The organism is Paracoccus lichenicola, assembly GCF_009708075.1.
GTDB classification, from domain to species: domain Bacteria; phylum Pseudomonadota; class Alphaproteobacteria; order Rhodobacterales; family Rhodobacteraceae; genus Paracoccus; species Paracoccus lichenicola.
Genome location: NZ_WMBT01000049.1, coordinates 1 through 1,935 on the forward strand (window position 1 = coordinate 1; position 1,935 = coordinate 1,935).

The window sequence follows — 1,935 nt, forward strand, 5'->3', positions numbered from 1 at the left end:
GTTAACGACGTGTCTTATGCGGGGCTTTCGATGCGTGGTGACATTCTGGGTCTGGAACGGCGGCGTCGGTGGAGCGACGAGGAGAAGCTCGGGATCGTGCTGTCGGTCGGGGTGGAGGGCGCGACAGTGACGCAAGTGGCGCAGCGCCACGAGGTGACCCGACAGCAGCTCTATGCCTGGCGGCATGAACTGAAGAAGAAGGGGCTGCTTTCGCCGCTTCCGGACACCCTGTTCCTGCCTGTGGAATTGAGCGCGCCCGCCGAATTGACGGTGCATCCATCGGCTGAAGATCCGGTGCCGCAGCGCCCTGCCCTGATCGAGCTTCAGCTGGCCAATGGCCGTTGCCTGCGCTTCGACCCGATGCTGGATGCGGCCGCGCTGACCGGGTTGATCCGGGTGGTGGAGGCGGCATGATCGGGCCCGGCACCGGTGTCCGGGTTTATCTGGCCTGCGGGGTGACCGACATGCGCAAGGGCATCGGGGGTTTGGCGGCACTGGCGCAGGATCAGTTGCGCCAGAAGCCGGCAGGCGGTGCGGTGTTTGCGTTCCGCGGTCGGCGTGGCGACAGATTGAAGCTCTTGCATTGGGACGGCCAGGGCTTCTGCCTTTACTACAAGGTGCTGGAACGCGGGCGCTTTCCCTGGCCGAGCAGCAAGGACGGGACTGCGCGCCTGACATCGGCGCAGCTCGCCATGCTGTGGGAAGGGATTGACTGGAGGCGACCGGACTGGGGTGCGCCACCGGCCCGGGTCGGCTGATCTATCTTTCTGTAATTGCGTCTTTTTGTAGCGTTAGACATGGGGATATGGTATCCATCGCCATGTCCGGAACGACCACGCCACTGCCCAATGATCCCGACGCCTTGAAGGCGATCATTGCCGCTTTGCAGGCAGAAAACCAGAAGATGACGGCCAGCTTGCGCGCGCATGATCTGCTGGTTCAGGCGCTGCGCGTCCGGATTGCCAAATTGCAGAAGCAGAAGTTCGGAGCCAGTTCGGAAAGGATCGAACGAGAGCTCGAGCAACTGGAGCTGGCGTTGGAAGACCTGCAGCTGGCCCTGGCCGAGGTGAATGACCTGGTGCCCGCTGCCGAGGAGGGGCCGGATACGGAAGCACAGGCTCCGGAGCCGGCTGAACCCCAGGAAACCAACCGCCGCCGCCCGAAAGTCTCGAAGGACACGCCGCGCGAACGTCGCACGTATGATCCCGGCGAGAATTGCCCCGACTGCGGCGGCGATCTGCGGGTGATCGGTGAGGATGTCAGCGAATTGATCGACATGATCGCCGCGCAGTTGAAGGTTATCGAGATCGCGCGCATCAAGAAGTCCTGCCGACGCTGCGAGAAGATCGTCCAGGCCCCGGCACCCAGCCGACCGATCCCCCGCAGCATGGCGGGACCGAACCTGCTCGCCTATGTCCTGGTCTCGAAGTTCGACGACCATGTGCCGCTCTACAGGCAGAACGAGATCTTTGCCCGGATGGGCGCCGATATTGCCGACACGACGCTCGTGGACTGGTGCGGCGGGGCAATGAAAACCCTGGCGCCCCTGATCGAAAAGATCGAGGCCGAGATCATGGCCAGCGATCTGCTTCATGCCGATGACACGCCCATCCGGGTTCTCGATCGCAGCAAGAGCGACAAGGGGCTCGGCAAGGGTGTCAGAAAGGGCCGGATCTGGGCTTACGTGCGCGATCAGCGCCCTTGGGCAGGCAAGGCCCCGCCCGGCGCGGTCTATCAGTTCGCCCCAGACTGGAAGGAAGAACATGTCCTCGGCCATCTGGGCCAGGCCGGCGGCATTCTTCAAGCCGATGGCTACAAGGGCTATGCCAAGCTCTATGCCACCGATCTGGAGGGCAAGAGCCAGTTCCGCGAGGCCGCCTGCTGGGCGCATCTGCGTCGTGACTTTCATGATGTCTGGGCTGCGACAAAGTCCGA

At 63.4% G+C, this 1,935-nt stretch carries 3 protein-coding genes; all 3 read left to right on the plus strand.

Annotated features, from left to right (window positions below; genetic code table 11):
• Window positions 1–414: IS66-like element accessory protein TnpA (gene tnpA, locus GIY56_RS18245; protein WP_230312640.1), on the plus strand; the 414-nt coding region annotated here is incomplete at its 5' end.
• Entirely contained in the window at window positions 411–758 is a 348-nt protein-coding gene (gene tnpB / locus GIY56_RS18250; RefSeq protein ID WP_154766251.1) for an IS66 family insertion sequence element accessory protein TnpB, read from the plus strand. The genes tnpA and tnpB, both read left to right, overlap by 4 nt.
• 62 nt (window positions 759–820) lie before the next feature.
• The coding region (gene tnpC, locus GIY56_RS18255; RefSeq protein ID WP_154766252.1) for an IS66 family transposase at window positions 821–1,935 on the plus strand (1,115 nt) is incomplete at its 3' end.

Coding starts and splice junctions, on each gene's coding strand:
- tnpB (WP_154766251.1), top strand. CDS start 411: ATGATCGGGCCCGGCACCGGTGTCCGGGTTTATCTGGCCTGCGGGGTG.